At 67.6% G+C, this 25,686-nt stretch carries 23 protein-coding genes and 1 pseudogene; 9 read left to right on the forward strand and 15 right to left on the reverse strand.

Annotated features, from left to right (window positions below; translation table 11 throughout):
- Positions 1–33: 33 nt before the first annotated feature.
- Together E2E30_RS03225 and E2E30_RS03230 are read left to right on the forward strand one after the other, a co-directional pair.
- Entirely contained in the window at positions 34–1,143 is a 1,110-nt protein-coding gene (locus tag E2E30_RS03225; RefSeq protein WP_133187193.1) for a DUF2336 domain-containing protein, read from the forward strand.
- Positions 1,140–2,549 carry a sensor histidine kinase gene (locus E2E30_RS03230; protein ID WP_133187195.1) on the forward strand — a complete coding sequence of 470 codons (1,410 nt, stop codon included), beginning with the start codon at positions 1,140–1,142 and terminating at the stop codon, positions 2,547–2,549. Before E2E30_RS03225 ends, E2E30_RS03230 begins: the two co-directional genes overlap by 4 nt.
- A gap of 109 nt (positions 2,550–2,658) precedes the next feature.
- On the opposite strand, the gene E2E30_RS03235 is transcribed toward E2E30_RS03230, so the two are convergent.
- From E2E30_RS03235 to gltX, 3 genes are read right to left on the reverse strand one after another with little or no spacing between them, the layout of a single operon-like run.
- Positions 2,659–2,853, reverse strand: a complete 195-nt coding sequence (locus tag E2E30_RS03235) for a hypothetical protein (RefSeq protein ID WP_133187197.1) — start codon at positions 2,851–2,853, stop codon at positions 2,659–2,661.
- On the reverse strand, positions 2,850–4,136 hold the full coding sequence (locus E2E30_RS03240; protein WP_133187199.1) for a citrate synthase: 1,287 nt from the start codon (positions 4,134–4,136) through the stop codon (positions 2,850–2,852). The genes E2E30_RS03235 and E2E30_RS03240 overlap by 4 nt, the downstream gene beginning before the upstream one ends.
- 18 nt (positions 4,137–4,154) lie before the next feature.
- Positions 4,155–5,609: a glutamate--tRNA ligase gene (gene gltX, locus E2E30_RS03245; RefSeq protein ID WP_133187201.1), complete on the reverse strand. Its 1,455-nt coding sequence runs from the start codon at positions 5,607–5,609 to the stop codon at positions 4,155–4,157.
- Positions 5,610–5,637: 28 nt separating this feature from the next.
- Between gltX and E2E30_RS03250 the strand changes: the two genes are divergently transcribed.
- Both E2E30_RS03250 and E2E30_RS03255 read left to right on the forward strand, forming a co-directional pair.
- Positions 5,638–7,905, forward strand: coding sequence for a ComEC/Rec2 family competence protein (locus E2E30_RS03250; protein ID WP_133187203.1), 2,268 nt, complete (start codon positions 5,638–5,640; stop codon positions 7,903–7,905).
- A 76-nt stretch (positions 7,906–7,981) separates the two neighbouring features.
- On the forward strand, positions 7,982–8,194 hold the full coding sequence (locus E2E30_RS03255) for a DUF4287 domain-containing protein (RefSeq protein ID WP_133187205.1): 213 nt from the start codon (positions 7,982–7,984) through the stop codon (positions 8,192–8,194).
- Positions 8,195–8,254: 60 nt separating this feature from the next.
- Here the strand turns inward: E2E30_RS03255 and lexA are convergent, their stop codons facing one another.
- From lexA to E2E30_RS03270, 3 genes are all read right to left on the reverse strand, one after another.
- Positions 8,255–8,920 carry a transcriptional repressor LexA gene (lexA, locus tag E2E30_RS03260; protein ID WP_133187207.1) on the reverse strand — a complete coding sequence of 222 codons (666 nt, stop codon included), beginning with the start codon at positions 8,918–8,920 and terminating at the stop codon, positions 8,255–8,257.
- 70 nt (positions 8,921–8,990) lie between these two features.
- Positions 8,991–9,305 (reverse strand): hypothetical protein, encoded by a 315-nt coding sequence (locus tag E2E30_RS03265; RefSeq protein ID WP_133187209.1) that lies wholly within the window; start codon positions 9,303–9,305, stop codon positions 8,991–8,993.
- On the reverse strand, positions 9,302–9,637 hold the full coding sequence (locus E2E30_RS03270) for a BLUF domain-containing protein (protein ID WP_133187211.1): 336 nt from the start codon (positions 9,635–9,637) through the stop codon (positions 9,302–9,304). The genes E2E30_RS03265 and E2E30_RS03270 overlap by 4 nt, the downstream gene beginning before the upstream one ends.
- Before the next feature lie 343 nt (positions 9,638–9,980).
- Between E2E30_RS03270 and E2E30_RS03275 the strand changes: the two genes are divergently transcribed.
- Positions 9,981–12,329: a TonB-dependent receptor gene (locus E2E30_RS03275; protein WP_133187213.1), complete on the forward strand. Its 2,349-nt coding sequence runs from the start codon at positions 9,981–9,983 to the stop codon at positions 12,327–12,329.
- A 197-nt stretch (positions 12,330–12,526) separates the two neighbouring features.
- On the opposite strand, the gene trpC is transcribed toward E2E30_RS03275, so the two are convergent.
- The 3 genes and pseudogenes from trpC to E2E30_RS03290 form a co-directional block, all read right to left on the reverse strand.
- The gene (trpC, locus tag E2E30_RS03280) at positions 12,527–13,315 is read right to left on the reverse strand and encodes an indole-3-glycerol phosphate synthase TrpC (protein WP_133187215.1); all 789 of its coding nucleotides are present in this window, start codon (positions 13,313–13,315) and stop codon (positions 12,527–12,529) included.
- Positions 13,312–14,307: an anthranilate phosphoribosyltransferase gene (gene trpD / locus E2E30_RS03285; protein WP_133187217.1), complete on the reverse strand. Its 996-nt coding sequence runs from the start codon at positions 14,305–14,307 to the stop codon at positions 13,312–13,314. The genes trpC and trpD overlap by 4 nt, the downstream gene beginning before the upstream one ends.
- Positions 14,308–14,393: 86 nt before the next feature.
- Positions 14,394–14,984: pseudogene (locus tag E2E30_RS03290) on the reverse strand (anthranilate synthase component II); the annotation flags it as partial.
- A 110-nt stretch (positions 14,985–15,094) separates the two neighbouring features.
- On the opposite strand from E2E30_RS03290, the gene E2E30_RS03295 reads away from it, so the two are divergent.
- On the forward strand, positions 15,095–15,538 hold the full coding sequence (locus E2E30_RS03295; RefSeq protein ID WP_133187219.1) for a hypothetical protein: 444 nt from the start codon (positions 15,095–15,097) through the stop codon (positions 15,536–15,538).
- A 14-nt stretch (positions 15,539–15,552) separates the two neighbouring features.
- Here E2E30_RS03295 and trpE read toward each other — a convergent pair whose 3' ends face one another.
- Both trpE and E2E30_RS03305 read right to left on the reverse strand, forming a co-directional pair.
- Positions 15,553–17,076 (reverse strand): anthranilate synthase component I, encoded by a 1,524-nt coding sequence (trpE, locus tag E2E30_RS03300; protein WP_133187221.1) that lies wholly within the window; start codon positions 17,074–17,076, stop codon positions 15,553–15,555.
- The gene (locus E2E30_RS03305; RefSeq protein ID WP_133187223.1) at positions 17,060–19,018 is read right to left on the reverse strand and encodes a peptidylprolyl isomerase; all 1,959 of its coding nucleotides are present in this window, start codon (positions 19,016–19,018) and stop codon (positions 17,060–17,062) included. The genes trpE and E2E30_RS03305 overlap by 17 nt, the downstream gene beginning before the upstream one ends.
- A gap of 145 nt (positions 19,019–19,163) precedes the next feature.
- Between E2E30_RS03305 and tpiA the strand changes: the two genes are divergently transcribed.
- Together tpiA and E2E30_RS03315 are read left to right on the forward strand one after the other, a co-directional pair.
- Positions 19,164–19,901 carry a triose-phosphate isomerase gene (gene tpiA / locus E2E30_RS03310; RefSeq protein ID WP_133187225.1) on the forward strand — a complete coding sequence of 246 codons (738 nt, stop codon included), beginning with the start codon at positions 19,164–19,166 and terminating at the stop codon, positions 19,899–19,901.
- Positions 19,902–19,914: 13 nt separating this feature from the next.
- Complete coding sequence (locus E2E30_RS03315) at positions 19,915–20,514, forward strand: hypothetical protein (protein WP_133187227.1); 600 nt, start codon at positions 19,915–19,917, stop codon at positions 20,512–20,514.
- Positions 20,515–20,703: 189 nt separating this feature from the next.
- Here the strand turns inward: E2E30_RS03315 and E2E30_RS03320 are convergent, their stop codons facing one another.
- The gene (locus tag E2E30_RS03320; protein ID WP_133187229.1) at positions 20,704–21,186 is read right to left on the reverse strand and encodes a hypothetical protein; all 483 of its coding nucleotides are present in this window, start codon (positions 21,184–21,186) and stop codon (positions 20,704–20,706) included.
- A gap of 450 nt (positions 21,187–21,636) precedes the next feature.
- On the opposite strand from E2E30_RS03320, the gene E2E30_RS03325 reads away from it, so the two are divergent.
- A complete protein-coding gene (locus tag E2E30_RS03325; RefSeq protein ID WP_133187231.1) occupies positions 21,637–22,389 on the forward strand; it encodes an SDR family oxidoreductase in 753 nt (250 codons plus the stop codon).
- Between the two features lie 91 nt (positions 22,390–22,480).
- On the opposite strand, the gene E2E30_RS03330 is transcribed toward E2E30_RS03325, so the two are convergent.
- Genes E2E30_RS03330 through rimO form a run of 3 tightly spaced genes read right to left on the reverse strand, consistent with a single transcriptional unit; the run spans position 22,481 to position 25,633 of the window.
- A complete protein-coding gene (locus E2E30_RS03330; RefSeq protein WP_133187233.1) occupies positions 22,481–22,867 on the reverse strand; it encodes a hypothetical protein in 387 nt (128 codons plus the stop codon).
- Positions 22,864–24,255 (reverse strand): leucyl aminopeptidase family protein, encoded by a 1,392-nt coding sequence (locus E2E30_RS03335; protein WP_133187235.1) that lies wholly within the window; start codon positions 24,253–24,255, stop codon positions 22,864–22,866. Before E2E30_RS03335 ends, E2E30_RS03330 begins: the two co-directional genes overlap by 4 nt.
- A gap of 46 nt (positions 24,256–24,301) precedes the next feature.
- Positions 24,302–25,633: a 30S ribosomal protein S12 methylthiotransferase RimO gene (gene rimO / locus E2E30_RS03340; RefSeq protein ID WP_133187237.1), complete on the reverse strand. Its 1,332-nt coding sequence runs from the start codon at positions 25,631–25,633 to the stop codon at positions 24,302–24,304.
- Positions 25,634–25,686: the final 53 nt, after the last annotated feature.

Here is a 25,686-nt window from a genome sequence, read left to right on the forward strand (position 1 = left end):
GGCTTTAACGACAACCCCCTAGATGCTTGACGCATGTCGATCGAACGTCGCGACATCGATGACGGCGCCCAAGCGGGTGCCATGGCGCTGCTTGCCCGGGCAGCGGCGGCGGATGGCCGTGCCGATTCGCGGCTGCGCGGCGCGATCGACGATTTCTATCTTTCCGATCATGCCCGGCTCGACGACCGGACACGCCTGGCGATGGGGCACGTGCTCGATGATCTTGCGCTTGGCGTGGAAGCCGCGCTGCGGGGCCATGCCGCGCGCCTGCTCGCGGCGCGCGCGGTACCGCATCTGGCCGATGCGCTCGGTCGCCAATCGCCTGCGACGCGCGATCGCTTGATCGGCTCGGGGCTGATGCGCGATCCCGATCTGATGCGCGAACTGTTCGGGCGTGTGCGGCAGGATCTGCTCGCCGACGCTTTGCCGAGCGAAGCGCCCGAGGATCCCGATCGTGCAAGCTTGTTGCCGCGGCTAGTCGGCGCGGCCGACGGCGTCGTCGCGGCTGGCGCGATGGCGTTGCTCTCGGCGGAAAGCCGGCGGCGCATCCCGCTGCCGCCCGGCCAGCCCTTGTCGACCGAATTGCCTGCGGAATTGCATCACCGCTTGGTCTGGTGGGTCGCGGCGGTACTGCGCGAACGCTTTGGAGATGGCGCGCCCGATGCCCTGGCGCAGCTCGACCGTGCGCTGTCCGAGGCTGCGTTGCGCAGCATCGCCGCGCATGACGAGGGCGAGCGGCTCGAAGCGGTCGCGCTGCGGCTTGCTGCCGCACTCGATCCGCAGGCGGACGAATTCGCCGGGCTGCTGGTCGAAGCGCTCGCCGACCGCCGGCTCGCTTTGTTCATCGCCTTGCTCGCGCATGCGATGGGGATCGATTACGACGACGCGCGCGAGATCGTGCTCGATCCGGGCGCCGACCGCTTGTGGCTGTTGCTGCGCGCACTCGAAATCGACCGCCAATCGATTGCGCGAATCGGGCTGGCGCTGAGCGAGGCCGATCCGGCGCGCGATATCGATCGCTTCGCCGATGGACTTGATGCCATCGCCGCGATCGATCCGGTGCTCGCGCGACAGGCGCTCGCGCCGCTGCTGCTCCACCGCGATTACCGCGCCGCGCTGGTTGCGCTAGGGCGCGGACGATGAACGTGAACGAACCGATGCTGCCGCCGGTGCGCGGGCTGATCGACCGCGATGGGCGGCTGGTCGAGGCCGACCAGCGGCTGTACGATCTGAACGCACGCGCGGGTGGGGCAATCGGGCTGCCGCTCGCGGTGCCGCAGATCGCGACGCTCGTGCATCTGGCGCAGCGGCTCGGCATCCTGGTCTCGCGCGGGGTCGTTGCGGCGGACGGCGACGAAGACCTCGAACTTTGGGTGCGCGCGCAGCCCGAGACCGGGCCGAGCAAGGCGCCCGACGGCGTGCGGCTGACGATCACCGGCTGGCGTGTGCGCGCGCCGTGGTATCCCGGCGACATCGCCAATGACCGCGCCAGCGATTTCCTGCGCAGCGAAGCCGACTGGCTGTGGGAAACCGACAGCGCGCTGCGGCTGACCTTCCTGTCGATCACCGCTGGGCCCCGCTATGGCTTCGATGCGGCCGCGATGCTTGGCCAGCCGTTGACGCGGCTGTTCATTCTCGGCGAGAGCGATGGCGGGGCTTTCCCGATCCTCGGCGGCCTCGCCTTGCAGCAGCGCTTCGACGATCAACCCGCGAGGATCCGCGATTCGGCACGCGCGGTGCGCTTGTCGGCGACGCCGCGGACCGACGCGAGCGGAGCGTTTGCCGGGTTCGTCGGCGCGGTCGAGATGCTCGACGATGCGCCCGTTACTGAACCTGCGCCTAGCACCGACGCGACGATCAGCGCGTTTGCCGAGCGGCTCGATCAAGCGCTGCGGCTGCCGCTCGACCGGATCATCGCCAATGCCGACAGCATTCACGACCAGTCCGAAGGGCCGCTGCGCCAGGATTATGCCGATTATGCTGCCGACATCGCGAGTGCGGGGCGGCATCTACGCGGGCTGGTCGACGATCTGGTCGATCTCCAGGCGATCGAGCGACCCGATTTCGCGGTGCTGCACGAGTTCGTCGATCTGGCCGACGTCGCGCGTCGGGCCGCTGGCTTGCTGCAAGTCCGCGCGAGCGAGGCGCGTGTGCGAATCGATCGGCCCGGGTTTGGCGAGACGCTTGCGGCGACGGGTGAATTCCGCCGTGCGCTCCAAATTCTCGTCAATCTGATCGGCAATGCGGTGCGCTATTCGCCGACCGACGGGATGGTGTGGGTCCGCGCCGAGCGAGAGGGTGGCATCGCCGCGGTGATCGTTGCCGACCAGGGCAAGGGTATCGCGCTCGACGACCAGGCGCGCATTTTCGAGAAGTTCGAGCGCGTCGATCCGCGCGAAGCCGGCGGCAGCGGGCTCGGCCTCTATATCGCGCGGCGGCTGGCGCGGGCGATGGGGGGCGATGTCACGGTCGATTCAGCGCCGGGGCAGGGCGCCCGCTTCGTGTTTACGCTGCCGGCGGCTAAGGACCGCGCTATTCACTCGTCCTGAAGTCACCCCGGCCTTGTGCCGGGGTCTACCGTGCCGAGCATTCTACGCGGGCAGTACGCGTATCCGAGTGGCCCCGGCACGAGGCCAGGGTGACGATAGGGGAGGCGCCTCAGCGACGCGACCACCAGATCAGGCCGGTGCCCGCGAGCGCGACGATCGCGCCATACAGCACCCAACTACTTTGCTTGAGCATGAAGCTCGAGGCCGGCCACAGGATGAGCCCGGCCCCCTGACCTGCGAACAGCAGGCCGAACGCAAGGATCAAGACGCCCGCCACCAGGACGAGCGCCTTGACCCCGCTCACGTGCGGTCAGCCAGCGGCACGAAGTCGCGCTGCGTTGGGCCAGTGTAGAGCTGGCGCGGACGGCCGATCTTCTGCTCCGGATCCGAGATCATCTCGTTCCACTGCGCGACCCAACCGACGGTGCGGGCGAGCGCGAACAAGGCCGTGAACATCGTCGTCGGGAAGCCGATCGCCGAGAGGATCACGCCCGAATAGAAATCGACGTTCGGGAACAGCTTCTTCTCGATGAAGTACGGATCGCTCAGCGCCATCTCCTCGAGCGCGATCGCGACGTCGAACACCGGATCGGTCACGCCGAGCTCGCCGAGCACTTCGCGAACGGTCTGCTGCATCACGGTCGCGCGCGGATCGTAGTTCTTGTAGACGCGGTGACCGAAGCCCATCAGGCGGAACGGATCGTTCTTGTCCTTGGCGCGCGCGATGTACTCGGGGATGCGGTCGACGGTGCCGATTTCGCGCAGCATGTTGAGCGCGGCTTCATTGGCGCCGCCATGCGCCGGGCCCCACAGGCAAGCGATGCCCGCCGCGATGCACGCGAACGGATTGGCGCCCGACGAGCCGGCAAGCCGGACGGTCGAGGTCGACGCGTTCTGCTCGTGGTCGGCGTGGAGGATGAAGATGCGGTCCATCGCGCGTTCGACGACGGGGTTCACGACATACTCTTCCGCCGGAACGCCGAAGGTCATCTGCAGGAAGTTGCCGGTGTAGCTGAGGTTGTTCTTCGGCGACATGAACGGCTGGCCGATCGAATACTTGTACGCCATCGCTGCGATCGTCGGCATCTTGGCGATGAGGCGATGGCTCGCGATCATGCGCTGCTGCGGATCGGTGATGTCGGCCGAATCCTGATAGAAGGCCGAGAGCGCGCCGACGACGCCGCACATGATCGCCATCGGATGCGCATCACGACGGAAGCCGCGATAGAAGGTCGCGAGCTGCTCGTGCAACATCGTGTGGCGGCTGATCGTGTAGCTGAACTTGTCGAGCTCGTCCTTGGTCGGCAGCTCGCCGTTCAGGAGGAGATGGCAGACCTCCATGAAGGTCGACTTCTCGGCGAGCTGGCCGATGGGATAGCCGCGGTGGAGCAGCACGCCCTCGTCGCCGTCGATATAGGTGATCGCCGAGTCGCACGACGCAGTCGACGTGAAGCCCGGATCGTAGGTGAACATGCCCGTTTGCGCATAGAGCTTGCGGATATCGATCACATCGGGACCGACGCTGCCCGACAGGACCTTGAGATCGAGGTCCTTGCCTGCGGCGTTCAGCTTGACGGAGTCAGTCATCGTGGTCCTTTCGAAATCCTAAGCGGCCATCTGGTCGGCGATACGCCCCAGGCTCTCGTCGCGCCCGAGCAGATCGAGCACGTCGAAGATTCCGGGCGAGGTCTTGCGTCCGGTCAGTGCGGCGCGCAGCGGCTGCGCGACTTGACCCAACTTGACCCCTGCATCCTCGGCGACCTGCCGGACCGCAGCTTCGAGCGTCTCCGTATCCCAGCTTTCGGTCGCGTCAAGCGCGACGTGCAGTCGGGCGAGTAAAGCGCGTGCATCTGGGCTTAACAGCGCGGTCGCTTCGGCGTGCATTTCCACCGGTCGAACGTGGAAAAGGAACGCCGTTCCCGCGGCCAGCTCGTTGAGGTTGGCGGCACGCGGCTTCAGCGATGCCATGCTGCGACGAAGTATGTCTGCCTGAGCGTCCGTCGGTTCGAAGCCGAGCTGCGGCGTGATGAGCGCGGCAAGGCGCGCATCATCCGCCTGGCGGATATATTGACCGTTGAGGTTCTCGAGCTTCTTCAGATCGAACCGCGATGGTGATTTGCCGACGCCGTCGAGATCGAACCATTCGATTGCCTGGTCGCGGCTGATGAGTTCGTCATCGCCATGCCCCCAGCCGAGACGCAGCAGATAGTTATCGAGCGCCTCGGGCAGCACGCCCAGTTCATCGCGATAATATTCGACGCCGACCGCGCCGTGGCGTTTCGATAGCTTGGCGCCGTCCGAGCCGTGGATCAGCGGGATGTGCGCATAGACCGGGTCGGGCCAGCCACCCTCGATCGCGTGCATCGCGCGGATGATCGGCAACTGGCGGAAGGCGTTGTTGAGATGATCGTCGCCGCGAATCACGTGCGTCACGCCCATGTCGTGATCGTCGACCACCACCGCGAGCATATAGGTCGGCGTACCGTCCGAGCGGAGCAGGACGAGATCGTCGAGCTCGGCATTCTGCACCGTGACCGATCCCTGGACCTTGTCCTCGATCGTCGTCGCGCCATCGAGCGGGGCCTTCAGCCGCACGACGAACGGGCGGGTCTCGGCGCTGGTGTCGGCATCGCGATACGGGCTGCGCACGCGCAGCGGCTTCTTTGCGGCATCGGCCTCGGCGCGCATCGCGGCGAGTTCGTCCTGCGTCAGATAGCAGCGATAGGCATGGCCATGCTCGACCATCGTGTGCGCGACCTGCGCATGGCGGTCGGCGCGCTGCGATTGATAGACTTCGGTGCCGTCCCAATCGAGCTCGAGCCAGCGCAGCGAGGTAAGGATCGCGTCGATCGCCGGCTGGGTCGAGCGCGCGCGATCGGTATCCTCGATCCGCAACAGGAACTCGCCGCCGTGATGCCGCGCATAAAGCCAGTTGAACAAGGCGGTGCGCGCCCCGCCAATGTGCAGGAAACCGGTCGGCGACGGCGCGAACCGCGTGACGACCTTGGTGTCGGATGCGCCGGCGGCGGGGGCCGCGGCGGGGTCAGATATTGCGCTCAATCGCGCATGCTCCCAGACTAGAGATTGGATGGCCGGATCAGCCTTGAGCGCCTCTAGCACGCACCTTCCTGCGCTTCAAATCGGCGTGCCGCGGGGGTGGTTTGGCGTCGGCGATCGACTCGAGAGCTGGCTCGAGGCCGAGCGCGATCAATTGCCGCTGTGGTTGCCGGTGGCGCTCGGCGCGGGGATCGCGCTGTGGTTCGTGCTGCCCGATCCGGCGGCATGGGAAGCGGCTGGTCTGGTGGCGCTCGCGGTGGCGCTCGCCGGGGTCGCGCTGGCGCGGCAGGGGCGTACGGCGCGGGTCGTCGCAGTTGGCGGGTTTGCGGTTGCGATCGGGCTCGGGCTGATCTGGTGGCGCGCCGAGCGCGTGGCACATGTGGTGCTCGCAGAACCGACGATCGCAACCTTCACCGCACGAGTCGAGCGGATCGAGCCGCTTGCGGCGCGCGACGTGGTGCGGTTGCGGCTGGCCCCGCTGCACGTGCTCGCGGTGCCCGCGACGCGCGGGCCGGTTCGGCCGTTGCCGACGTTGCCAGCGCATATTCGCGTCAATCTCGTCGATGCCGACGTTCCCGCGGGACTGGTGCCGGGGGCGACGCTGCGGCTCTCGGGGCGGCTGATGCCGCCGCCGCCGCCAGGCGTTCCCGGCGCGTACGACTATGCGCGGACCGCCTGGTTCGACGCGATCGGCGCGACCGGGCGTGGCTTTGCGCCGATCACGATCCTCGCTGGCGGTGGGACAGGCGGCGGCGACCTGCGGCAGCGCCTATCGCAGCATATCCAGGCGAGCGCTGGCGGGGGCGGGGTGGGGGGCATCGCCGCATCGCTCGCGACGGGGGATCAAGGCGGGATCCCGCTCGCCGACAATGAGGCGATGCGCCGATCCGGGCTCGCGCATTTGCTCTCGGTGAGCGGTCTGCATATCACCGCGGCGGTCGGCGCGGTGATGCTGCTGGTCGCGCGCTTGCTCGCGCTCAGCCCGTGGATCGCGCTGAAGACGCGCGTTCCGTTGATCGCGGCGGGCGCGGGGGCGCTCGCGGCGATCGGCTACACGCTGCTGACCGGGGCCGAGGTGCCGACGATCCGCTCGTGCGTCGCGGCGTTGCTCGTGCTGGTCGCTTTGGCGCTGGGCCGGCAGGCGCTGACGCTGCGGCTGGTCGCGGCGGGGGCGATCGTGGTGCTGTTGCTATATCCCGAGGCGCTCGCCGGACCAAGTTTTCAGCTGTCGTTCGCGGCGGTCGCGGCGATCGTCTCGCTCAACGAGCATCCGCAGTTGCGCGTGTGGTTCGGGCCGCGCGAGCAGACGCGACTGGCGCGGATCGCGCGGGAACTGGCGTCGCTGCTGCTGACCGGGATCGTCGTCGAGCTCGCTTTGCTGCCGATCGCGCTGTTCCACTTCCACAAAGCGGGGATTTACGGCGCGGTCGCCAATATCGTCGCGATCCCGCTGACGACGTTCGTGACGATGCCGTGCGAGGCGCTGGCGTTGCTGTTCGATACGGTGGGGGCGGGGCTGCCGTTCTGGTGGCTGACGGCGCGCTCGCTCGATCTGCTGTTGTGGATTGCGCACATGACCGCGGCGGTGCCGGGCTCGGTCGCGCCGCTGCCGGCGATGCCCGGCGCCGCTTACGCGCTGATGGTGGTGGGCGGATTGTGGATCGGCCTGTGGCGCACGCGCTGGCGGCGGCTAGGGGCGCTGCCGCTAGCGATCGGCTTGGCATGGGCGCTGCCGACCCCGGCGCCCGATCTGATCGTCACCGGAGACGGTCGGCACGTCGCGATCCGCACCTCGGCGGGCGACGTGGCTTTGCTGCGCGACCGGACCGGGGACTATACCGCCGACATGCTCGCCGAGAATGGCGGGATCGCTGCGCTCCCGGTATTGATGTCCGAGCAGCACGAGGCGCGCTGCAGCCGCGACCTCTGCCTGATGACGCGGACCGTCGCAGGGCGACAGTGGCGCATCCTGGCGACGCGCAGCGCGTATCATGTCCCGACGCTCGACCTCGTCGCGGCGTGTGCCGGCGCCGACATCGTGATCAGCGAGCGGCGCTTGCCGCGCCATTGCGTTCCGCAGTGGCTGCGGCTCGACCGCGAGACGCTGGCGCAAACCGGCGGCGTTGCGATCGCTTTGGCATCGCATTCGGTGCGGACCGTTCGCCATCCGGGCGACCGGCATCCGTGGATCGCGGCGCCGGAGGGCGACGCTGGTCGGCGGCGGTGGGTTGGCCGGATGCGTTGGCGCGCTCGATTGTCGGGGAGGGCTGGGGCAGCAGTAACGGACGGGAAACGATAGGGCGGGGTGGCCTTGCGGCTTCCCCCAAATACCGGAAGATCCTCGGGACGTTCCCGCATCTTGGAGCCTTCACGCCGTGGCTGACCAACCGATCAAAGGGCCCGCATCGTACTTTCCATCGATCGAGAAGACCTATGGCCGTCCGATCGCAGAGTGGCAGGCGCTGGTGCGCGAGCGTTTGCCGGAAAAACACATGGCGCTCGTCACCATGCTGAAAACCGAGCATGGCATGGGCCACGGCCACGCCAACGCGATCGTCGCTCACACCCTTGCCGAGCACAAAGACTGAGCCGCTCGATCGCTCGCCGCGCGACCCTCAAGCGCGACGGTCGATCACGCCGACCGTGGCTCAGTCGTACCGGCGCAACAGCCCGGCGAGCTTGCCCTGCACGCGCACCTGGGCTGGGGCATAACGCTGCGGATCATAGGCGCGGTTGGCCGGATCGAGCCGCACCATCGCACCTTCGCGGCGGAAGAATTTCAGCGTCGCCTCGCTCTCTTCGATCAAAGCCACGACGATCTCGCCGTCGCGCGCGACATCCTGGCGCTTGATCAGCGCATAGTCGCCATCGAGGATGCCCGCCTCGACCATCGAATCGCCCGACACCTCGAGCGCATAATGCTCGCCATTGCCGAGCAAAGCCGCGGGGACCGAGAGCATCGACGCGCCCTCGAACGCCTCGATCGGGACGCCTGCCGCGATCCGGCCGTGCAGCGGGATTTCGATCACGTCGTTGGCAGGCTGTGGTGCTGCACGCGAAGCGGCGGCGGGGGCCGCCTTGGTCGGGGTCTTGATTCCACGCTCGGGCATCTTGAGCACTTCGAGCGCCCGCGCGCGGTTGGGCAGGCGGCGGATGAACTGGCGTTCCTCGAGCGCGCTGATCAAGCGATGGACGCCCGACTTCGACTTGAGGTCGAGCGCTTCCTTCATTTCCTCGAAGGACGGCGATACCCCGGTCTCGTCGAGCCGGTCGTTGATGAAGCAAATCAACTCATGCTGCTTGCGGGTAAGCATCGCGCGGCCCTTTCGTCGGAACAGACGACGAACCTATACGGAACGAAAAATCGCCCGTCAAGCGATGCTGTCACCGTCCGGCGCAGATATCCTGCGAGTCGCTGGTCGCACTCCCCGCGATGCCGCAGAGCTTTTCGATACATGCGTCATGGTCAATGTTGGTGCCCTGCAGCCCCCCGCGAAACGCGCTGGCCAGCGCGAGCCCGACATTGTGGAAGGGTGCGCCGATCCGGCGATCGACGCGCCGCGGCGGCGGGGTGCCGTAATCGGGCGTCGGGGCGGGCGGCGGGGTGCCGATCGCGCTGACCGGGAGCGCGAGCGCGGCGACATGGCCTGCCGAAATCAGCGTGTGGAAGTGCGTGCGCACCGCTTCGGTTGCGTTCACGAGCAGCCGCCCGATCTGGGCGTCATCCGCGTCGGCCGCGGCGCCGGCGCGGGGTGCGCCATGGTCCAGCCGCCGAATTCGAGGGGGCGAATATGGCGGTGCTGGAGGACGGTCGGCGCATGATGACGCGGGTCGGCGAGGATGCGGGCGAACGTCGCCATGACGCTCATGCGCGAACGCTCGAGCACTTGCAGCAAGCTGCGACCATCCGACCATCGCAGCCCGGTGATCCTGTCGAGCGCGGTATTATGCCGCGATTGTTCGAGGATGCCGGCAAGGTCGGCCGTGACGCTCGAAAGGGTGTTCCCGCTGACATAAAGGATTTGCCGCATGCCCTTGTGTCCTTCTCGTGAGGGCCGGGGCTAGGGGGGTGTCGGCAGCCTGTCGTTGCGGTGGATCGTGTATCGGTATCGTATCCTGAATCAGGTGCGCACTGTCGTTGACGATCGCGCCGTGGTCGGCGTCGTGCAGGCCCCGGTGCAACTCGAAAGCCACAGCCAGTCGACAAAGCAGACGTGGCGGCACACCTGTCATAATCGCGTCACAATACCGACCTAGCCGCGCGGTCGGGGTCACACCGCACCACGCAGGAGCGCGGACGCGTCGCCGCGCAGGACAACAAGTCCGCTGCGGCGAACGGTGTGGGCAGCCTATTTCATCTATCGGGGGAACATCATGTCCAAGTCACACGCCGCCAAGGCGCTCCTTCTGCTCGGCACCGCGTTCGGCGCGATCGCCAGCATCGGTTCGGCCAGCGCCCAGGAAACCGCTGCGCCCGTCGCCGCGGTCGAGGCCGCGCCAGAGAGCGACAGCCTCGGCGACATCGTCGTCACCGCGCAGCGTCGCAGCGAAAATCTGCAGAAAGTGCCCGTGTCGGTCGGCGTGCTGTCGGGTGCCGATCTGCGGACCTACACTTCGGGCGGCAGCGACACGCTGCTCGAACTCGCCAACCGCGTCCCCGGGCTTTACGCCGAGACGACCACCGGCAAGATCTTCCCGCGCTTCTACATTCGCGGCCTCGGTAACATCGATTTCTATCTCGGCGCATCGCAGCCGGTGTCGATCATCCAGGACGAGGTCGTGCTCGAGCATGTCGTGCTCAAGTCGAACCCGGTCTATGACGTCAACCAGATCGAAGTGCTGCGCGGGCCGCAGGGCACGCTGTTCGGCCGCAACACCACCGCGGGCATCATCAAGTTCGACACCAACCGCCCGACCAACGAGTTCACCGGCCGCGCGACCGCGTCGTATGGCAGCTACAACACCGTCAGCGTCGATGCCGGCGTCGGCGGCCCGATCGTCAAGGACGTGCTGAGCTTCCGCGTGTCGGGCCTGTACCAGCGCCGCGATAACTGGATCGACAACACCTATACCGGCCCGAGCGACGACGGCACAGTCGGCGGCAAGGACAAGCTCGGCGGCTTCGAAGAGAAGGACATCCGCGTCCAGCTGATGCTGACCCCGCCCGAGACCGGCTTCACCGGCCTGGTTTCGGCGCATGCGCGTGATTATTCGGGCACCTCGACGATCTTCCATCGCGGCGCGATCCTGCGCGGCAGCAACGACGTCAGCGCAGCACCGCGCGCCAGCGTCGCGCTCGATGAGGGCGGCGGCAACCGTCAGGCGTACAAGACCTATGGCGGCTCGTTCAACGCGAAGAACGATTTCGGCGCGGTCACGCTGACCTCGATCACCGCGTACGAGACGACCAAGGGTTATAGCCGTGGTGACACCGATGGCGGTGCTGCGAGCAACTTCGCCGGCGGCAAGTTCTACGGCGAGAGCCAGGGCCGCGTGCGCGATCTCGATCAGCTGAGCGAGGAAGTTCGCCTCGCCAGCAACGGCACGGGCCGCTTCAAGTGGCAGATCGGCGGGATCTATTTCGAATCGCGCGACACGACCGAGTTCGACCAGCGCGGCTTCTTCCTGCTCAACAATTCGTTCGGCACCAATCCCAACCCGAACAACTTCGTCGTGCTGCGCAACACCAACACGTCGTATGCGGGCTTCGGCCAGGCGAGCTATCAGATCCTCCCCGAGCTGACGCTGACCGGCGGCGTGCGCGTGACCTATGACGAGAAGAAGACGCGCCTCGTCACCCCGCCGCGCACCGCAGCGGGCGTGTCGACCTTCCCGGCGACCGCGGCGACCAACGTCCGCCTCGCCGACACGCAGCCGAGCTGGGAAGCGAGCCTCAACTATGCGGTCGATCCCGACGTCAACGTGTTTGCGCGCGTCTCGCACGGCTTCCGCGGGCCGACGATCCAGGGCCGCAACGCGGTGTTCAGCTCGGCATTCGTGACCGCTGGGTCGGAGACGATCACGTCGTACGAGGCAGGCTTCAAGTCGAACCTGTTCGGCAACACGCTGCGCTTCAACGCGACGGGCTTCTACTACAAGGTCCACAACATCCAGCTGAACGGCAACGATGCCAACAATAACGGCCTGCTGTTCAACGCCAACCAGGCGCAGGCGTGGGGCGGCGAGGCCGAGCTGACGTGGCGCCCGGTGCGTGACTTCACGCTGGGTCTGGGTGGCAGCGTGCTGCACACCGAGATCAACGACACGCGCGTCTATACCCCGGCGTGCTTCCTCAACGGGGCGCTGACCTGCACCGTGCTCAATCCGACGATCGCGATCCGCAACGCCGCAGGGGTTACGACCGCCACGCTCGCGCAGATCAACGGCAACGCGCTCCCCAACGCGCCGAAGTATCAGCTCGACGCGAACGCACGCTACGACTTCCCACTCCGCAATGGCGGCAAGCTGTTCGTCGGCGGCGACGTAACGTTGCAGGGCTACACCAGCTTCGTGCCGTACAGGACGGTCGAATATACGTCGGAGGGCACGTTCGAGGCTGGGCTCAAGGCGGGCTATACCGGTCCCGACAGCAAGTATGAGCTGGCGGTGTTCGTGCGCAACCTGACCAATGAGAAGAACCTCAAGGGCGTGCTCGACAACTATAATGCCGCGGTGTTCAACGACCCGCGGATCATCGGCGTGACGCTTAGCGGCAAGTTCTGATGCGGTGAGGGCGGGGCGCTGTAGCGGCCCGCCCTTACGATCCGGACTCATCCCCGTCATCCTCGCGAAAGCGAGGATCCCGCTTCTTCTGCTGGTATCCGGGCAAGGCTGCGCGATCCCCGCTTTCGCGGGGATGACGAAGGTTTGGTCAGACGTCTAAGCCGGGGCCGCCCGGCGAAGCGGTGTCGCCCGACCGCCTAGCCGACCAGCGTGCGCGTCGCTGCCTCGACGTCCTGCTGGCGCATCAGCGCCTCGCCGATCAGGAAGCAGCGAATGCCGTGCTCGGCCATCGCGTCGAGATCGGCGCGCGTCGTCAGCCCGCTTTCGGCGACGAAGGTGCAGTCCTTCGGCGCTTTCGACACCAGCTCGTAGGTCCGCGCGAAATCGACGGTGAAATCGCGCAAGTTTCGGTTGTTGACGCCGATCAGCCGCGACTTGAGCTTGAGCGCGCGCTCCATCTCGGCTTGCGAATGGACTTCGACGAGCACGTCCATCCCGCATTCGATCGCACTCGCTTCGATCTCGGCGAGCGTCACGTCATCGAGCGCCGACATGATCAGCAGGATCGCGTCGGCACCGAGCCCACGCGATTCGGGCACCTGCCACGGATCGACCATGAAATCCTTGCGCAGCACCGGGAGGTCGCACACGCCGCGCGCCGCGGTCAGGAAGCCGTCCGATCCCTGGAACCACGCTTCGTCGGTCAGCACCGACAAACAGGTCGCACCGCCGGCCTGATAGGCTACCGCATGCGCCGGCGGATCGAAATCCTCGCGGATCAGGCCCTTTGACGGGCTCGCTTTCTTGATCTCGGCGACCAGCGCGTAGCCGCCCTCGGCTGCGCGCGCATCGAGCGCGGCGCGGAAGCCGCGCGGTGGTGACTGGGCCGCGATCCGCGCGTCGAGTTCGCTCAGCGCGGTGGTCGCCTTGCGCGCGGCGACGTCGGCGCGCTTGGTTTCGAGGATGCGGTTGAGAATATCGGTCATGAGTAAGCGATCCAACGATCGAGCAAGGCGTTCGCCGAACCGCTGTCGAGCGCTTCGGCAGCGATGGCGACGCCTTCGGGGAGGGTTTGCGTGGTGCCAGCGACGATCAGCGCCGCGGCGGCGTTGAGCAGGACGGCATCGCGATACGCACCGGTCTCGCCAGTGAGCAGGCGGCGCAAGGCGGCGGCATTGTGAACGGCATCGCCGCCCCGGATCGCGCTGATCGGATGGCGCGGCAGGCCGGCATCCTCGGGCGTGATCGTGCGCGGGAGGTCGATCGTACCGACCGCGACCGCGATGCTCGGGCCAGCGCTCGACAGTTCGTCGAGGCCTTCCTCGCCCGACACGACGAGCGCCGCCTCGGTGCCGAGTTGCTCGAGCGCGGCGGCGTAGGTCGCGGCATAATCGGGACGCGCGATGCCGATCAGCTGGCGTGTGACGCCCGCCGGATTGGCGAGCGGGCCCATCAGGTTGAAGATCGTGCGGCGGCCGAGCGCCTGGCGGATCGGGGTGATGCGCTTCATCGCCGGGTGGTGGTTGGCGGCGAACAGGAAGGCGATGCCGATATCGTTCAAGCTCGCCTCGGCGTTGAGACCGGCGCGGTGCATGTCGAGCCCCAAAGCCTCGAGCGTATCGGCGGCGCCGGACTTGGAGGAGGCCGCACGGTTGCCGTGCTTGGCGACGGGCACGCCGGTGCTCGCGACGACGATCGACACCGCGGTCGAGACGTTGAGCGTGTGGTGGCCGTCTCCGCCGGTGCCGCAGACGTCGAGCGCGCCGGCGGGGGCCGCGATCGGCAGCATCCGGTCGCGCAGCGCGCGCGCGGCCGCGGCGATTTCGATGCTGGTCTCGCCGCGTTCGGTCAGGCCGATCAGGAAGCTCGCGATGGCGTCGTCGGGGACATGGCCGTCGAGCAGGTCGGCGAACGCTTGCGCTGCGGACTCCCGGCTCAGCGGGGAGGACGGGTCGGGGAGGAGGGCGAGGGTCGTCAAATTCCCCTCCCGCTTGCGGGAGGGGTTAGGGGAGGGGAGTCCGTCCCGTGCATCTCGAACAGGCCCTCCCCCGGCCCCTCCCGCAAGCGGGAGGGGAGGATCATACCCGCATCCGCCAGGAAGTTCCCCAGCAATGCGTGACCATGCTCGGTCGCGATGCTCTCGGGATGGAACTGCACGCCGTGGATCGGCAGCGTGACGTGGCGTACGCCCATCACCGAGCCGTCGTCCGCGCGCGCATTGACCACCAGCGCGTCGGGCAGATCCTCGACGATCAACGAATGATAGCGCGTCGCGGTGAAGGGCGAGGGGAGGCCGGCGAACACGCCCGACCCGTCATGCGTCACGGGAGACGTCTTGCCGTGCATCAGCCCGCCGCGCACCACGCTGCCGCCGAAATGCTGGCCGATCGCCTGATGCCCGAGGCACACGCCGAGCAGCGGCCGTCCCGCGTCGGCGCACGCTGCAACCAGATCGAGCGACACGCCCGCCTCGGTCGGCGTCTTTGGGCCGGGGGAAATGAGAAATCCGGTGGCGTTGCTCGCGAGCGCATCCGCCGCAGTGATCGCGTCGTTGCGCACGACCTTCACCTCGGCGCCAAGCTCCATCAGATAATGGACGAGGTTCCAGGTGAAGCTGTCATAATTGTCGATGACGAGGATCTGTGCACGGATCATAGCGCGCCGCTACCGCTTTTGTGGTGTAGCGACAATGATCGAATGTGTGCGTTCAGCTTGGATCAAGCTGGCCTGGCAGACGTTGTTGATCCTCGAGGAGATTTTTCACCATGCTGCGCCCCTTTGCCATCGCCTTGACGCTGGCCGTCCTACCCATGTCGAGTTTCGCGCAGACCGCGGACCAGAACGACGCCGCCGCCAAGCAGGCCGAGTCTGGCAAGCCCCCGCTGCGCATCCGTTCGATCACGCTGACGGGGAACCAGGCGTGCCCCAAGTCGGCCAATCCCGATGCCGAGATCGTGGTGTGCGCGCGCCAGGGCGAGCCGTATCGTATCCCGAAGGAACTGCGCAATGACAAGCCGATCCCGGCGCAGAACCAGAGCTGGGCCAATCGCGCGGCTGTCGCCGATGAGGTCGGCCGTCGTGCAGCTGGGCTGCCGGACACATGCTCGCCGACGGGGTCGGGCGGGCAGACCGGCTGTGCGATGATGCGCGCGCAGCAATATGCCGCTGAAAAGGCCGAAGCCAAGCGTCAGGCGGCAGCGATCCCGTGATCGCCGCCGGCTGATTACTGCCCGAAACTGACCTCCGCCGCGCGCGCGATCGCCTCGCGCGCGGCGGCGAGCAAGGCACCGGCCTTGGCTTCGCACTCGCGTTGCTCGTATTCGGCGACGCTGTCCGCAACGATTCCGGCGCCGGCCTGTACGTGCATCGTGCCGTCCTTGACCACTGCGGTCCGCAGCACGATGCACGAATCCATCGAACCGTCGGGCGAGAAATAGCCGACGCCCCCGGCATAGGCGCCGCGCACGGCGTTCTCGAGCTCGGCGATGATCTCGCACGCGCGGACCTTCGGCGCGCCGCTGACGGTGCCTGCGGGGAAGCCGGCGAGCAGCGCGTCGATCGCGTCATGGTCTCGCGACAGTCGGCCCACGACGTTCGACACGATGTGCATCACATGGCTGTAGAATTCGGTGGTGTAGCTCGCGGTGACCGTCACGCTGCCCGACTCGGCGACGCGGCCGACATCGTTGCGACCGAGATCGAGCAGCATCAGATGCTCGGCACGCTCCTTGGGGTCGGCGAGCAGGCCGACGCGGTTGGCTTCGTCCTCGGCGGCGGTCTTGCCGCGGGGGCGCGTGCCCGCGATCGGACGGATCGTGACTTCGCCGTCGCGCACGCGGACGAGGATCTCGGGGCTCGAGCCGGTCAGCGCGAAGCCGGGCAGGTCGAGGTGATAGAGGAACGGCGAGGGGTTGATCCGCCGCAGCGCGCGATAGAGCTCGAACGGCGGCAGCGTGAACGGCGCGGTGAAGCGCTGCGCGAGCACCACCTGGAAGATGTCGCCCGCGACGATATAGTCTTTCGCCGCTGCGACCATCTCGGCATAGCGCCCCGGCGCGAGCGTCGGCGTCAGCGCGATCTCCTCCGTGGCGGGCGCGCGCACCGGGGCGGGAAGCTGGGCCGTGGCGAGCCGCGCGGCGGTCGCTTCGATCCGCTCGCTGCCCTCGGCGACGATCGCCTCGGGCGTGCGCTTGGCATCGGGCCAGACCGGCGCGACGAGGAACAGCGCATCGGCGAGCCGGTCGAAGATCAGGATCACCGTCGGACGCACGAACATCATGTCGGGCAGGCCGAGCGCATCGTTGGCTGGGCGTGGGAGCCGCTCGACCAGGCCGATCGTCTCATAGCCGAAATAGCCGACGAGGCAGGCGAGCGCGCGCGGCAGCTCGGCGGGCACGTCCATCCGGCACGACGCGACGAGCGCGCGCAAAGCGTCGAGCGTCGGCGCGTCGCACGGCGCGAAGGCGTCGCGGTCGCTCAGCCAGTGGGCGTTGATCGCGGCCTCTGCGCCGTGCGCGCGGAACACCAGGTCGGGGGCGAGCCCGATCAGGCTGTGCCGCCCGCGCGTCTCGCCACCCTCGACCGATTCGAGCAGGAAGTCGCCGCGGCCGGGCTCGATCAGCTTGAGGGCGGCGGCGACCGGCGTCTCGGTGTCGGCGACCTGGCGCTGCCACAGCAGCGCGGGCTTGCCCGCCGCCAGCGCGGCGCGGGCTGCGATCCGGTCGGCGCGATCAGGGCTGCTGGTCATCTGCGCTCACGCCGCCCATCAATTGCGCCTTGAGCTTGGCGATCGCCAAGGCATTGCGCTTGGTGCCGACGGCGTTCTGCACCGCCTTGCCGAACTGCGCGACATATTCGCGACCGATCACGCTGCCGATATCGCTCTGCGTTCCCGCGATGACCTTGGGATTGGCGCTCGCGTCGCCCGGCGTGATCGTGTCGAGATGGACGATCAGATAGCCGGCATTGTTGGGCGCCTCGAGCAATTTGGTCGTCTTCGCCGGCATCGCGAAGAGCATCTGCAGCGGCGCCGAGACCGCGCGCGGATCGGCGAGCAACTGCGCACGCGGACCTGCGATTGGGCCGAGCGGCGGCAGCTTGAGCTTGGTCGCGGCGAAGGCTTGTGCCAGCGGCATGCCCTTATTGGCCGCGGCGACGACGCCCGCGGCGATCTGGCGGACCGCCTTCTGCGCGCGCGCCAGCTCGAAGTCGCGGATCACGAGATCGCGGATCTGCGCGAGCGGGCGCGGTGCGGCCGGCACGATCTTGTCGAGCGTGACCAGCGCGAAGCTGCCGTCCTGGCCGAGCGGCACCGTCTGCGGCGAATCGCCGGCATGCGCGGCGAACGCTGCGGTGAGGATCGGCGCGATCGCAGGATCGGGCTTGGCGGTTGGGTTGGCGATATCCTGGCCGCTCGCGAGGAGCGCCGGCGTCGTCTGCACGGCCAGCTTCTGTTGCGCGACGATCCCATCGAAGCTCGTCTTCGACAGCGTATCCTCGAACGCGTTGCGCTTGTCGGTGAGCAGCTTGGCGGTCTTCTGGGTTGCGAGCGCCTTGGTCAGCTCTGGCGTCGCGGCGGCGAGCGTCGTCGCGGCACGCACGCGCTGGCTCTCGACCTTGAGCACGATGAAGCCGAGCGGCGCGCGCAGCGGCCCTGCGACGTCGCCCGCCTTGCTACCGAACGCCGCGTTCGCGATCGCCGGCGAGGTCTGCGCGGCATAATCCGCCTTGGTCGTATCGGTGAGCGTCACCGGCTCGAGCCCGGCGGCCTTTGCCGCCTGTGCGATCGGGGTACCGGCGCGGACCTTGGCGGCGAGCGCGTTGGCGGCGGTCTGGTCGGCGACGACGACCTGGACGATCGTGCGCAGATCGGCGGCGGCATATTTGCCCGACTGCGCCTGGTAGGCAGCGGCGATCTCGGCTGCGGTCGGCGTCGCAGCGGCAGCAACGGCGGCGGCGTTGACGAGGGCATAGCGCACGACGCGGCGCTCGGGGACGCGGTAGCGCGAGGCGTTGCGCGTGTAATAGGTGTTCAGCTCGGCATCGGTCGGGACGGCGCCGGCGGGCACCGCCTGCGACGGGATGAAGCCGATCGTGCCGGCGCGCTTTTCGAGCAGCAGGCTGGCGTAAGGGAGCGCGAGCTGGAGCGGGACCTGGTTGGCCTTGAGCGGCGACTGCCACAATTGCTTGACGAGGATCTGGTCGGTGGTCTGCAGCCGGACGTCGGCGTCGGTCATGCCGATCTGGCGTAGCACGCCTTCATACTTCTCCTGGCTGAACTTGCCGTCGAGCCCCGAAAGCCCAGGCTGCGCGGCGATCACCGCATCGACCGCGGGCTTGCCGACTACCATGCCCTGCGCCTGCGCGTACTGGCGATAGGCGGTCGAATCGATCAGCCGCTCGAGCGTCGCGTCGAACCCGCCACCCGCGACGAACTGCGCCATGTCGAGCGTCGGGTTCTGCTGGCGATAGCCGTCCATGTCGCGCTGAACGGCAGTCTGCAGTTCGCTGACCGAGATCGTCTTCTTGCCGACGGTGGCGACGATATCGCCCTTTGCGACGGGATTGGCGCTGCCCGACAGGCCGGCGCGGTCCCCCAGCACGAATGCCAGGCCGAGCAACGCGACGAAGCCGAGCGCGATCGCGCCTCCGAACCGGTGGGCAATCATTCGGCGGAAAAAGCTGAGCATGGTCGGAAACGGCCAATCTGTCTGGAGCGTGGTGCCGCTGCTTTAGGGGGCAGGCGAGGTCGCATCAACCCAGGCGGTTGGACTTGTGCCGCGCGCACGCTTCGGTATCGCTGTCGCGCAACGATCAAAACGGGAGAGACGCAGGATGGCGCGACGCAAGCTGGTGGCAGGCAATTGGAAGATGAACGGCAACCGTGCCGCCTTGGCCGAACTGGTCCTGATCGCCGAGGCGGCGCGCGCGGCGCCCGGGGTCGACGTGTCGATCGCGCTGCCCGCGACGCTGATCGCGCCCGCGGTGGCGCTGGTGCCGGGCTTCGCGTTCGGTGGCGAGGATGTCCATGCCGCCGAAAGCGGCGCACATACCGGCTGCCTGTCGGCGTCGATGCTCGCCGAGGCGGGGGCAAGCTTCACGATCGTCGGGCATAGCGAACGCCGCGCCGACCAGGGCGAGACGAGCCAGGACGCCTGGGCCAAGGCGAGCGCGGCGCATCGCCACGGGCTCGGCGTGATCCTGTGCGTCGGCGAGACCGATGCCGAGCGCGACGCCGGCCGCGCCGCGCGCGTCGTCCAGGCGCAGATCGAGAAATCGGTCCCCGACCTCGCGACGGGCGACTGGCTGACGCTGGCGTACGAGCCGCGCTGGGCGATCGGCACTGGCCGCACCCCGACGCTCGACGAGATCGGCGAGGTCCACGCGATCGCGCGCGCCAAGCTGCGTACGCTGGTCGGCGATGCCGCCGACGGGATCCGCATCCTCTATGGCGGATCGGTGACGGGCGCGAATGCGGCGGCGATCCTCGAGACCGAGGATGTCGACGGCGCGCTGGTCGGCGGCGCGAGCCTCACGGCGGCGAAGTTCGTGCCGATTATCGAAGCGGCGTAGCGGGACCCTGGGCATGGCGCGGAAGCTCAAGGTCTTCGTCGTGCCGGCCGGGTTCCGTGACGCCTATGTCGCAGCGCCGAGCCGCAAGGCCGCGCTTGCGGCGTGGGGGAGCGAGCACGACCTGTTCGCGCGCGGGATCGCGCAGGAAGTGAGCGATCCCGCATTGATGGCCGAGCCGCTGGCGCATCCGGGCGAGGTGATCAAGCGCTCGCGCGGGACCACCGCGGAGCAGATCGCGGCGTTGCCGGCGCTACCGGCGCGCGCGGTGGAGGCGGGGGAGGATGTACCCGCCGAGCGCGCCAAGGTTCGTCGGGGCGGAGCCAAGCGGGTGGCGTCGGCCCCGCGAAAGGCCGAACCCAAACCCGAACCACCGCCCAAGCCCTCGAGCGACTCCCTCGCCGCGGCCGAGCAGGCGCTGGCCGATCTCGAAGGCAGCTACCGCGCGGCCGACGCCAAGCTCGTCGCCCGCCAACGCGCGCTCGACCGCGAGCGGCGCGATCTCGACTCGCAGCACGACCGCGAGAGCAAGGCGCTGAGCACAGCGCTCGCGGCCGAGCGCTACCGTTACGACACGGCGATGGCGCGCTGGCGGAAGGGGCGGGGCGCTGGCTGATCGTCTAAGGCGCGGCGCCGGGCGGTTGACTCGATTGACCCCAAGACGCGGTGTTTACAATCGCGATCGTTTCCGTTTCCGTGCCAATCCAGTCCTGCCGGTCCGACGATGTCAAAGAGCATACAGGTCTATACCACAACCGCCGACGTGTAGGACAGCGTCATGGGTGATGGCGACCCGATACCGACGTCAGGAGCGCGGTTTTCCGCGCGGCGGGCCGATGATATACGGCGCACACGCGAAGGCGGGGTTGCAGTCCGTAGGCAGCCGCCCGCGCTTGTCGGGAAACACTAGGACCAAGGCAACGTACGGGGGCTGCTTCGACTGCCGCACCTTGAGCCTGTCCTCTGCGGTCAGGCGGTAGAGGGCGGTCGCGCCAAGGGCGGACGACCGGACCTCCTGACGATGGGGTTCGACCGCTTCGATCGTGCAGCCCGTGAGCGTCCCCCGCGCAGCGACCTTGCAATACACCATGGCGCGCGCGCCGCCGGTGATATGCGCGGCCGGCATCGCTGCGATCTGTTTCGCCGTCGGCTGCACCGCCCAATGCGCCTGCTCGGTTTCCGGTCCAGATCGCGGTCGCGACGACGGATAGACGCAGAGCGTCGTATACGGGTGCGCGATCAACCCCATCGTCTCGACCGAGAATTGGAGCAGGAGCGATGCCGCCATCAGCATGGGCCGTGGTCTCGAATGCGAGTCATTTTCCGACGGTCCTCTCGATCGCGAGCTTCGCCCATTTTGACGGGGCGCGCCAGCGATACCCGTGTAACCACCGTAGCGACGATCCCGCCGCCGGCGGGACCCGTTGGATCCGCTTGCTCGCCAGCGCCTGCGCGATCACCGTCACCAGCAGGGACAGGCTGGCTGCCGCGATCTGTCGGGTTGGCGCTTCGCGAGCGCGACCCCCGGTCCTGACGCGTCGACGCCCGCGTTCTGACGCAAAAGGGGATCGGCGGAAATCGATCAATCACAGTCGTTCGATCAAGCCCAACGATGCCAGAAAGCAGTCGGTATGATTGCCCCGATTGCCAAGAATGGCATCGATTTGAAAACAAGAAACGAGACGACCTCGATTGCCCATTGCCATAGCTGCGATACTCCACAGAACGGAGTTCTAGAATGAAACTGATCGACGGTAAGGTCGCCATCATCACCGGCGCGAGTTCGGGAATCGGGAAAGCTGCTGCCCTGTTGTTTGCAGCGAACGGTGCAGCGGTGGTTCTGGTTGCCCGTCGACAAGATCCTCTAGATCAGTTGGTTCGGACGATCGAGGAACGGGGTGGCCGAGCGCTTGCGGTCGTTGGAGATGTAAAAGAGGAGCGGACGCATCAGCAGGCTGTCGCTGCCGCGCAATCGACGTTTGGCGGATTGCACATCGCCTTTAACAACGCGGGTCTGGTTGGTGCCGTGAAACCGCTCGCCGAGATACAGCCCTCGGAATGGGCGGAGGTGCTGGCAGTCAATCTTACCGCAGCATTTCTCGGAGCCCGCGCGCAAATTCCGGCGATGCTGGAGCAGGGAGCGGGTGCTATTGTGTTTACGGGCAGCTTCGTCGGGAACAGCGCGGGACTGCCGGGCATGAGTGCCTATGCGACAGCAAAAGCCGGGCTGATGGGATTGGTTCGCGGCATAGCTGCGGATTATGGCGCAGTCGGCATCCGTGCGAACGCTCTCTTGCCGGGTGGCACCGCGACCGAGATGGCAGGTGACGCTGCCCAGCGCGAATGGGCGGCGGGCCTTCATGCGATGAAGCGGATTGCTGACCCTGAAGAAATAGCCAACGCGGCATTGTTTCTGGCAAGCGATATGGCAAGCTTCGTTACGGGCTCCGCTTTGTGGGCCGATGGCGGTAACGCCGCGGTAAAAACCTGAAGATCTTGGAGCAGTCCGCTTTCGGTTTGAACCGGCTGAAAGCGGACCCTCTGCTCCCCACCAATAATCGACGTTCAACCGCTCGCCGACATCAAACCGGCGGCGGGACCAGTCCAATCACCTTCATCGCCACCGCCTGCGCCACCATCGTTACCAGCCAGAACACGCTGTCGCCAACGATCCGCCGCGGCGCCGCGCCGTGGTAGCGCTGCGTGACCGCCACCACTGGCAGCACGAACCCGACCCAGATCACCACTGCGCTGCCCACCGCCATGATCCATGGTGCCGCCTTGGGCGGCGCGAGGATCAGCGCGCCGGCGAGGATCGACGCGAACCAGAACAGGCCGAGTGCCGCCACGATGATCGCGCTGACCGCTACGCGCCCGCGCCCGAACGCCACGTGGTAGGCGGTACCCAGCATCAGCCCGATCAGCGTCGCGACGAGGATCGGCACGAGGTTGATCAGGATGTAGATCATGCCGGGAAGCGCCCCTTGAGCATCGCCCAGGCCGCGCGCAGGCCGAGCGCCTCGCCGCCCTTGGGGCGACCGGGCTTCGAACTCGGGCGCCACGCGAAGGTGTCGAAATGCGCCCAGGGCGTGCCCTCGGGGACGAAGCGGCGCAGGAACAGCGCGGCCGTCACCGATCCGGCGAAACCGCCGTCGGGGGCGTTGACGAGGTCGGCGATGTCCGAAGACAGCATGTCGTCGTACCCGTCCCACAGCGGCAGCCGCCACAGCGGATCGCCGACCGCCGTCCCCGCCGCGAGCAACGCCGCCGCCAGCGTCTCGTCATTGGCGAAGGTCGCGGGGAGGTCGGGCCCGAGCGCGACGCGCGCCGCGCCGGTGAGCGTCGCGAAATCGAGGATCAGCGTCGGGTTTTCCTCGACTGAACGCGTCAGCGCGTCGCCGAGCACGAGCCGCCCTTCGGCATCGGTGTTGGTGTTCTCGACAGTCAGCCCCTTGCGCGTGCGCAGCACGTCGCCCGGGCGGAAGGCGTTGCCCGAAATGCTGTTTTCGACCGCGGGGATCAGCAAGTGCAGCCGCACGGGGAGCCGCGCCGCCATCACCAGTCCGGCAAGCGCGAGCGCGTGCGCCGCGCCGCCCATGTCCTTCTTCATCAGCCGCATGCCCGACGACGGCTTGATATCGAGCCCGCCCGAATCGAAGCACACGCCTTTGCCGACGATCGCGATGCGGGGATGCGCGGGGTTGCCCCATTCGAGCTCGATCAGCCGCGGCTCGCGTCCGCGCGCGGCGGCCTGGCCGACCGCGTGGATCATCGGATAGCCCTTTTCGAGCGCATCGCCCTTGGTCACGACGACAGTCGCGCCGTGCGCCTGGGCGAGTTGCTGCGCTTCGGCTTCGAGCTCGGCCGGGCCGAGATCGGCGGCGGCGGTGTTGACGAGATCGCGCACCTTGGCGGTGGCGCGCGCGAGGCGAACGGTTTCCTCGATCCGCGCGGGCTCGCCCGTCAGCAGCACGCGCGCGCCGACCGGGGTCTCCTCGCTGCGATAGCGATCGAACTTATGCTGCGCGAGGCACCAGCCGAGCATCGCCGCGCCGGGCTCGCCGTCGGCGAGGCGATAGGTGCCTTCGGGTAGTTGCTCGCCGAGCGAGGCGATCCGCCACGGCGAATCGAGGCTTTCGTTGCAGACGAGCAGCATCGCCCAATCGTCGGGCTTGTCGCCCGGCAGCACCGCGCGATTGCCCGGCTTGCCGGTCAGCCGGTGCGCGGCGACCACGGTGCGGATCCGCGGCGGTTGCGCGCCGAGCCACGCCTCCCACGCCTCGGGGCGAACGACATGGATGAGGCGCGCGGGCTGGCCGCGATCGGGTTGCAGCAATGCTGCGGGGTCGAAGGTCATACCCCTTTATCGGAAGCGCAGCGCCGAGGCGCAACCCGCGCGTGTTTCAGGCGAGCGGCACGCCGTACAGGTCGTGCTCGTCGGCATCCTCGATGCTGACCGCCACGATGTCGCCCTGCTTGAGGTGGCCGGCGTCGCGCAGGAAGACCTCGCCGTCGATCTCGGGCGCGTCGGCCTTCGAGCGGCCGGTGGCGCCGCCCTCTTCATCGACCGCGTCGATGATGACGTCGAGCGTGCGGCCGACCTTGGCCTGGAGCTTGTCGGCCGAGATGCGCGCGGTGAGTTCCATCAGGCGGGCATAGCGCTCTTCCTTGATCTCTTCGGGGACGTGGTTGGGGAGGTCGTTCGCGGCAGCACCTTCGACCGGCTCGAAGCGGAAGGCGCCGACGCGGTCGAGTTGCGCTTCCTCGAGCCACTCCATCAGATAGGCGAAATCGTCCTCGGTCTCGCCGGGGAAACCGACGACGAAGGTCGAGCGGATCGCGATGTCGGGCGCGATCGTGCGCCAAGTCTTGATGCGTTCGAGCACCTTGGTTTCGTTCGCCGGGCGCTTCATCAGCTTGAGCACGTTGCGGCTGGCGTGCTGGAACGGGATGTCGAGATAGGGGAGGATCAGCCCCTCGGCCATCAGCGGGATGACCTGGTCGACATGCGGGTAGGGGTAGACGTAGTGCAGGCGCACCCAGGCGCCGAGCTTGCCGAGTTCGCGCGACAGATCCGTCATGTGCGCGCGGACTTCTTCGCCGTGCCACATCCGCGGCTGGTGGCGGATATCGACGCCGTAGGCCGAGGTGTCCTGGCTGATCACCAGCAATTCCTTGGTGCCGGCTTCGATCAGCTTCTCGGCTTCGCGCAGGATCGCGTCGGGGCGGCGGCTGACGAGGTCGCCGCGCAAGGAGGGGATGATGCAGAAGCTGCAGCGGTGGTTGCAGCCTTCGCTGATCTTCAGATAGCTGTAGTGGCGCGGGGTCAGCTTGAGGCCGCTGTCGGGAACGAGGTTGAGGAACGCGCTCGGCGGCATCGGGGCCGCTTCGTGGACTGCGCCGACGACTTCTTCGTACTGATGCGCGCCGGTCACGGCGAGGATGCCGGGGAATTTGGCGCGGATCATCTCCGCTTCCTTGCCCATGCAGCCGGTGACGATGACGCGGCCGTTCTCGGCGATCGCCTCGCCGATCGCTTCGAGCGATTCTTCCTTGGCCGAATCGAGGAAGCCGCAGGTGTTGACGAGTACGACGTCGGCGCCGGCATAATCGGGCGACATCGCATAGCCATCGCTGCGCAGCTTGGTCAGGATCCGCTCGCTATCGACCAGATTCTTGGGACAGCCGAGCGAGACCATGCCGATTTTCGGCGGGGAGGGGAGTGTTGTTGCCATGGGAACGGCGGCACATAGGCGTGTTCGCGCGAATTTTCCAGCGCTAGCCGTCG

This window comes from Sphingomonas sp. AAP5 (assembly GCF_004354345.1).
Taxonomy (GTDB): Bacteria; Pseudomonadota; Alphaproteobacteria; order Sphingomonadales; family Sphingomonadaceae; genus Sphingomonas; species Sphingomonas glacialis.

Coding starts and splice junctions, on each gene's coding strand:
- E2E30_RS03225 (WP_133187193.1), top strand. CDS start 34: ATGTCGATCGAACGTCGCGACATCGATGACGGCGCCCAAGCGGGTGCC.
- E2E30_RS03230 (WP_133187195.1), top strand. CDS start 1,140: ATGAACGTGAACGAACCGATGCTGCCGCCGGTGCGCGGGCTGATCGAC.
- E2E30_RS03240 (WP_133187199.1), bottom strand. CDS start 4,136: ATGACTGACTCCGTCAAGCTGAACGCCGCAGGCAAGGACCTCGATCTC.
- E2E30_RS03250 (WP_133187203.1), top strand. CDS start 5,638: ATGGCCGGATCAGCCTTGAGCGCCTCTAGCACGCACCTTCCTGCGCTT.
- lexA (WP_133187207.1), bottom strand. CDS start 8,920: ATGCTTACCCGCAAGCAGCATGAGTTGATTTGCTTCATCAACGACCGG.
- E2E30_RS03270 (WP_133187211.1), bottom strand. CDS start 9,637: ATGCGGCAAATCCTTTATGTCAGCGGGAACACCCTTTCGAGCGTCACG.
- E2E30_RS03275 (WP_133187213.1), top strand. CDS start 9,981: ATGTCCAAGTCACACGCCGCCAAGGCGCTCCTTCTGCTCGGCACCGCG.
- trpC (WP_133187215.1), bottom strand. CDS start 13,315: ATGACCGATATTCTCAACCGCATCCTCGAAACCAAGCGCGCCGACGTC.
- E2E30_RS03295 (WP_133187219.1), top strand. CDS start 15,095: ATGCTGCGCCCCTTTGCCATCGCCTTGACGCTGGCCGTCCTACCCATG.
- trpE (WP_133187221.1), bottom strand. CDS start 17,076: ATGACCAGCAGCCCTGATCGCGCCGACCGGATCGCAGCCCGCGCCGCG.
- E2E30_RS03305 (WP_133187223.1), bottom strand. CDS start 19,018: ATGCTCAGCTTTTTCCGCCGAATGATTGCCCACCGGTTCGGAGGCGCG.
- tpiA (WP_133187225.1), top strand. CDS start 19,164: ATGGCGCGACGCAAGCTGGTGGCAGGCAATTGGAAGATGAACGGCAAC.
- E2E30_RS03315 (WP_133187227.1), top strand. CDS start 19,915: ATGGCGCGGAAGCTCAAGGTCTTCGTCGTGCCGGCCGGGTTCCGTGAC.
- E2E30_RS03320 (WP_133187229.1), bottom strand. CDS start 21,186: ATGGCGGCATCGCTCCTGCTCCAATTCTCGGTCGAGACGATGGGGTTG.
- E2E30_RS03325 (WP_133187231.1), top strand. CDS start 21,637: ATGAAACTGATCGACGGTAAGGTCGCCATCATCACCGGCGCGAGTTCG.
- E2E30_RS03330 (WP_133187233.1), bottom strand. CDS start 22,867: ATGATCTACATCCTGATCAACCTCGTGCCGATCCTCGTCGCGACGCTG.
- E2E30_RS03335 (WP_133187235.1), bottom strand. CDS start 24,255: ATGACCTTCGACCCCGCAGCATTGCTGCAACCCGATCGCGGCCAGCCC.
- rimO (WP_133187237.1), bottom strand. CDS start 25,633: ATGGCAACAACACTCCCCTCCCCGCCGAAAATCGGCATGGTCTCGCTC.